Origin of the sequence: Fusobacterium sp. JB019 (genome assembly GCA_030673965.1) — a bacterium.
Lineage (GTDB): Bacteria > Fusobacteriota > Fusobacteriia > Fusobacteriales > Fusobacteriaceae > Fusobacterium_B.
On sequence record JAUTCN010000012.1, the window covers coordinates 1 to 5878 of the forward strand.

General features: G+C 25.7%; 5 protein-coding genes. 3 read left to right on the top strand and 2 right to left on the bottom strand.

Going from position 1 to position 5878, the window contains the following annotated elements; genetic code table 11:
* The coding region (locus Q7K47_08135) for a filamentous hemagglutinin N-terminal domain-containing protein (protein ID MDP0507168.1) at nt 1-1987 on the bottom strand (1987 nt) is incomplete at its 3' end.
* Between the two features lie 497 nt (nt 1988-2484).
* On the opposite strand from Q7K47_08135, the gene Q7K47_08140 reads away from it, so the two are divergent.
* Genes Q7K47_08140 through Q7K47_08150 form a run of 3 tightly spaced genes read left to right on the top strand, consistent with a single transcriptional unit; the run spans nt 2485 to nt 4656 of the window.
* On the top strand, nt 2485-3432 hold the full coding sequence (locus tag Q7K47_08140) for a threonine/serine dehydratase (GenBank protein MDP0507169.1): 948 nt from the start codon (nt 2485-2487) through the stop codon (nt 3430-3432).
* Nucleotide 3433: 1 nt separating this feature from the next.
* Complete coding sequence (locus Q7K47_08145; protein ID MDP0507170.1) at nt 3434-3805, top strand: RidA family protein; 372 nt, start codon at nt 3434-3436, stop codon at nt 3803-3805.
* A 5-nt stretch (nt 3806-3810) separates the two neighbouring features.
* Complete coding sequence (locus Q7K47_08150) at nt 3811-4656, top strand: MurR/RpiR family transcriptional regulator (GenBank protein ID MDP0507171.1); 846 nt, start codon at nt 3811-3813, stop codon at nt 4654-4656.
* A gap of 44 nt (nt 4657-4700) precedes the next feature.
* On the opposite strand, the gene Q7K47_08155 is transcribed toward Q7K47_08150, so the two are convergent.
* On the bottom strand, nt 4701-5708 hold the full coding sequence (locus tag Q7K47_08155) for an aspartate-semialdehyde dehydrogenase (GenBank protein MDP0507172.1): 1008 nt from the start codon (nt 5706-5708) through the stop codon (nt 4701-4703).
* Nucleotides 5709-5878 lie beyond the last annotated feature (170 nt).

Consider the following 5878-nt stretch of genomic DNA (forward strand, 5'->3'; position numbering starts at 1 on the left):
ATAATAATGTTCCTTTATTTGTAATATTTTTACTAGCATCAATATCTAAAGATTTATCTCCAGCAACAATAGTTCCATCATTATTAACGTTTTCTGTATTTATTGTTACTCCATTACCTTTTATTGATCCTTCATTTGAAATAAATTTATCAAAAGAAATATTTGTAATGTTTTCAGAGATAATTTGTCCTGCAAATTTATTAATTAAGCTACCTTTTCCGTTTAATTTTCTTAATAGGGTAACATTATTTCCATAGATAGAACCTTCATTAATTATATTATCAGAAACAAAATTAATACTTCCTTCAGAATAGAATCTTCCTTGATTGTTTATAAAATATGAGGACAAAGATGTTTCTTCTTTTGATTTTATTTTTCCATTATAAGCGTTTAATATGGAATTGATATTAGATATATTTAAAGTTCCATTAGTTAATATATTTCCCTCGTTTAAAATATTATTGTAGTTTGAAATATTTAAATAATTATTTGAAGAAATTTCTGCATTTTTTTCATTTGATAATGAAGTATTACCTTCAATATTAAGTCTGTTCCCACTAGTTATTTTCCCAAGATTATTTATAATATTAGATGTAATGCTTATATTTTCATGAGCTAGAATGTTATTTTTATTGTAAATATTTCCTGAATTTAAAATTATATCTTTACCTTGAATAGTTCCTTCATTATATAGAGTGTTATGGTTATTGTAGGTAATATAATTATCTTCATTTAATGAACTAATATTAATTTTTAAATTATTTTGTGCAGCAAGATTAGAATCACTTCCATAAATATTAATTTTTTCTGTGTTTATTTCTATGTTCTGTAAATCTGAAGAATCTTTATTAACTGCAACTACTGAACTACCATTGCTTATTTCTAATTCTTTTCCTGAAATTTTAACATTATCTTTACCTTTAGCATAACCATTATTTCCTTCAAAGGATACTTTTTCTTTAGCGTTAATTTCTAAGTTTTTTTCTGCTAAAATTAAAGCATCTTTACCTTTTTGAGTAAAGCTACCTTTTGTTTTTGCTTTAAAATTACCTTTTTTTGATATAGCATTTTTTAATATAATATTTCCATTAGAGTCAATAATTAAATCTTCAGAGTTAGCAACTAAATTTCCTTTACTATTTACTCCAACTCCTTTATCAGTAGCAATTAAAGTAATTTTTCCAGCAGACATTGCTCCCAATTCACTAGCATCTATTCCATATTCATAATTACTAGTTGCATCTTCTTCACTTGTATATTCATCAGTTTCATAATTAAAAGTATTGCTTCCGGTTAATATTTTTATTTCTTTTGTAGAGCTATCGTTTAAACTTCCACTATGAATGGCCCCACCAATTTTAGCGGCTTTAGAAAGTATATTAAAGTAATCTACATTAGCTATGTTAATAGAACCTCCATTTGCTAACTCAACTTGTCCATCAGTTATTTTGAAAACTATCCCACCATTTTCAGCTATTTCATCAACTAATTTACCTGTAGTCATAGTTACTTTAGATGTATTTAAAAATCCACCATTACTTAAATATATTCCATTAGGATTGGCTAATATAAACTCTGCTTCTTTTCCAGCTATTTCTATAAAACCTTCTATTTCAGATCTTGTTAAACCTGTAACTTCAGATAAAATTGTTTTAGCTTCTTTACCTAAATTTAAATTAGGATTACCATAAATTAATCCAGCTAAATCTGTTAACGTCATTTGAGATGAATTGTTTAAGATCATTCCTCTTTGATTAACATTAAACTTTAAAAATTTATTATGAGATAAGCCTCTTTCATTAGGTGTAACAATATCTATTTGATCAATATTGTTGTTTGTTTTTCTTATTGTGGCTTGATGCTTGCTTAAAGCATCTTCATCAATAATAACCCCTGCTGCATAAGAAATGATTCCGCATGAGTATGTAGCAAGTCCAAATAATTTTTTAATTAAATTATTTTTGATTTCTCCTTTCTTATTTTTCATGTTTTCGCTCCTTTTGGTTAAAAATAAACTTAAAGTTGATTAATTATAAATATAAAAACTAAGTATTATACTATACTCAAATTATTTCATATAATATATATGAAAGTATAGATTATAAAAATAATAAACAATTATATAAATAAAAAAAATTTTTAATTTAAAGTTTTAATTTTTTCTGAAAGGATACATAAAATAAAAAAACGCTTGTTTTTTTTAAGGATGATAATAATTTAAGTTTAATTTTTTGTAAATCAAAAAAAATAAGGATTTTATATCTGTTTTTTAAATTTATAGAACTACAGTAAAATAACGATAGGTATGAAATATTAATATTTAAGTTTTTTACTTTACTTATTTAAGGTTTACAAAATTATAAAAATATGTATTTTTCTATAATTTTTTTCTTGACATTGAAAATATAAAAAAGTATAATCAGAATATAAATATTCTTTTTTGAAAATAAAAAGAATTAAAATGTTCTTAAAAAAGGAGAAGTTATGGTTGATTTAGAAAAAATAAAAGAAGCTAAAGACAGGATAAATGAGTATATTTTTAAAACTCCATTAATAAGAATGGAAATTTTAGATGAAATATTAAATTGTGAAGTTTATTTAAAAGCTGAGTGTATGCAAAAAACTAATTCTTTTAAAATAAGAGGAGCATTAAATAAAATGTTATCTTTGCCAAAAGAAAAAATAGAAAAAGGAGTTATTGCAGCCTCTTCAGGAAATCATGGTAAAGGAGTAGCTTTTGCTGCAAAATTATTAAATATACCAGCAACTATAGTGTTACCAGAAAATGCTCCTAAAATAAAAATAGAAGGAATTCAAAAATTAGGAGCTAAAACAGTTCTTTGTGAATTAAGTGAAAGACATAAAATTGCAAAACAATTAAGTGTTGAAAATGATTATACTATAATACATCCTTATGATGACTATAAAATAATAGAAGGACAAGGAACAATAGGATTAGAAATAATGGAGCAACAAAAAGATTTAGATTATGTAGTTGTACCAATTGGTGGAGGAGGTTTAATTGGAGGAATATCAACTGCTGTTAAATCTATTAATTCTAATGTGAAAGTAATAGGGATAGAACCAGAAAGACTTAGAAGATATGGGAAAAGTTTAGAAGAAGGTAAAAGAGTTTTATTAAATCAAGAGAAATCATTAGCAGATGCTCTATTAACTATTCAACCAGGAGAAAAAAATTATCCTATAGTTATTAAAAATGTTGATAAATTTTCCTTTTCATCAGATGAATATTTAAAAAAAGGAACAGATATTTTGTTAAACCAAGGGAAAATACTTTCTGAATTTTCTTCTGCTAGTGTAATTGGAGCTGTATTACAAGGGAATTTAAAATTTAATAAAAAAGATAAAGTTTGTTTTGTTATATCTGGAGGTAATATTTCAATGTCTCAAATAATTAAAGAAGGAGAATAAAATGAAAAAAATAATGGGAAAGAGCAAGCCTAAAGGGCATTATACACCAGCAATTATAAGTAACGGAATGGTTTACATTTCAGGTCAACCATCACATGATCCTAAAACAGGGAAAGTTGTCCATGGAGGAATAAAAGAAGAAGTAAAATGTTCTTTAATGAAAATAGAAGAAATATTAAAAGAAGTTGGATTAGACAGAAATAGTATTGTTCAATGCAGATTATACATAACTTCTAATGAATATTGGACACAAGCAAATGAAGCATACGCAGATTTTTTTGGAGAGCACAGACCAGTAAGAGTAGCTGTTCCTATTAGGGATTTAAATTATGGATGCCATGTTGAGATAGAAGCTATGGCAGAAGTGGAGTAATTGTTATGAAGTTAGAAGAATATTTAAAAGATATAAAATTAACAAAGAAAGAAAAAGAAATAATTGAATTTATACTAAAAAATTTAGATGAAGTTTGCTTTATGACATCATCAGCTATGGCTGAAAAATTAAATGTTGGGGATACTACTATAATTAGATTATCTAAAAAATTAGGATTTTTAAAATTTTCAGAATTCAAAAAAATTATTCAAGAAGATGCTTTTGAAAATAAAAATTTAAAGAATAAATCAGACATACCCTATGAAAGAATTTCTAATGAAAAACTATCAAATGAAAATTTAATAGAGTTAACAAGAGAAAATTTTATGAAAAAAAAAGATTCTGATATGATTGGTAATAGTCATGAAAAATATATAGAAGTACAAAAGTTAATATTAAATTCTAATAGAAAATTTATCGCAGGATTTAGAAATTCTTCTGGAATTTCAAATTTTTTTGCTACATTGTTATCTCATATTTTGCCAAATGTTCAAAATATTAATGGGAATGAAAGCTTTGAAGATAAGTTAATAGATTCTAATGAACAAGATGTTTTAATTCTATTTAGTTTTCCTAGATATTCCAAGAATGCTTTAATAAGTTTAGAGATTGCTAAGGAAAATAATACTAAAATTATTGTATTTACAGATAAGATAACATCTGAAGTAGCTGAAGGAGCTACAAAAGTTATTTTAAATAATATAGATTCAGTAGATTTTTCAAATTCCCTTTCTGGTACAATGTTATCAATTGAAATACTTATAAATCTTATTAGTAATAATTGTAAAGAAAAATCTAAAAAAAGATTGAAAAAATTAGATAAATATATGGATAAAACAGGTTTATATTAAATAAAAATTCCTTCAGTTTTTAAACTGAAGGAATAAAATATAGTTTATTTTATTAAAAGTTCTGCAATTTGGATAGCATTAGTTGCAGCACCTTTTCTTATTTGATCTCCACAACACCAAAGTGATAACCCTTTCTTATCATCTCTACTCATGTCATACCTTAGTCTTCCAACAAAAACTAAATCTTGATCACTTGTATCAAGTGGCATAGGAAGATTTCCATCTTTTTCTGTAGGAATAAATTTAACTCCAGGTGAATTTTTAAGTATTTCTTCAGCTTTTTTAATATCCATTTCATTTTCAAATTCAATAGTTATTGATTCAGAGTGACTTCTATATACAGGAACTCTTACACATGTACAATTAACTTTTAAATCTTCATTCCCAAGTATTTTTTTACCTTCATTTTGGAATTTCATTTCCTCAGAACTATATCCCATATCATTGAAGCCACCAATTTGTGGAATAAGATTATAAGCTATTTGATGAGAAAAAACTTTAGGATTAACTTCTTTATTTTGTGAAATAGCTGCAACTTGCTCATCTAATTCAGTTATTCCTCCAGCCCCAGCTCCAGATACAGCTTGATAAGTTGAAACTATAATTTTTTTAATCTTATTAAATGAATTTAATTTATTAATTGCAACAAGACCAATGATTGTAGCACAGTTTGGATTTGCGATTAAGCCCTTATGATCTTTAGCAGCCTCAGGATTAACTTCAGGGACCACTAGAGGAACATTATCATCTAATCTAAAGGCACTACTGTTATCAACAACAACACATCCCTCTTCTATGGCTGAAGGGATTAATTCTTTGGCTAAATCATTAGGTGAAGCTCCAAGTAGGATATCTATATTTTTAAATATGCCTTTTTTAGCTTCTTCTATAAAATATTTAACACCTTTAAAATTAATTTCTTTTCCTGCACTTCTTGAACTTGCAAAAAATCTAATATTTTCTATAGGGAAATTTCTTTCCTCTAATAATTTAATCATTTCTTGACCTACTGCTCCAGTAGCTCCTAGTATTCCTACATTATATTTTTTCATATTCACTCCTTTATACGATAAAATTGTTGTAAATTACATTAATACATTTTTCAAAATCTTTATTATCAACTCCGATAATGATATTTAATTCATCAGCACTTTGAGAAATTACTCTAATATTTACATTTTCATTGCCCATAGCTGCAAAAAGTTTCCCAGAAGTTCCAGGT

Bases quoted from the DNA above. Each gene is read 5' to 3' on its own strand.
- Q7K47_08140 (MDP0507169.1), top strand. From the start codon at position 2,485: ATGGTTGATTTAGAAAAAATAAAAGAAGCTAAAGACAGGATAAATGAG.
- Q7K47_08145 (MDP0507170.1), top strand. From the start codon at position 3,434: ATGAAAAAAATAATGGGAAAGAGCAAGCCTAAAGGGCATTATACACCA.
- Q7K47_08150 (MDP0507171.1), top strand. From the start codon at position 3,811: ATGAAGTTAGAAGAATATTTAAAAGATATAAAATTAACAAAGAAAGAA.
- Q7K47_08155 (MDP0507172.1), bottom strand. From the start codon at position 5,708: ATGAAAAAATATAATGTAGGAATACTAGGAGCTACTGGAGCAGTAGGT.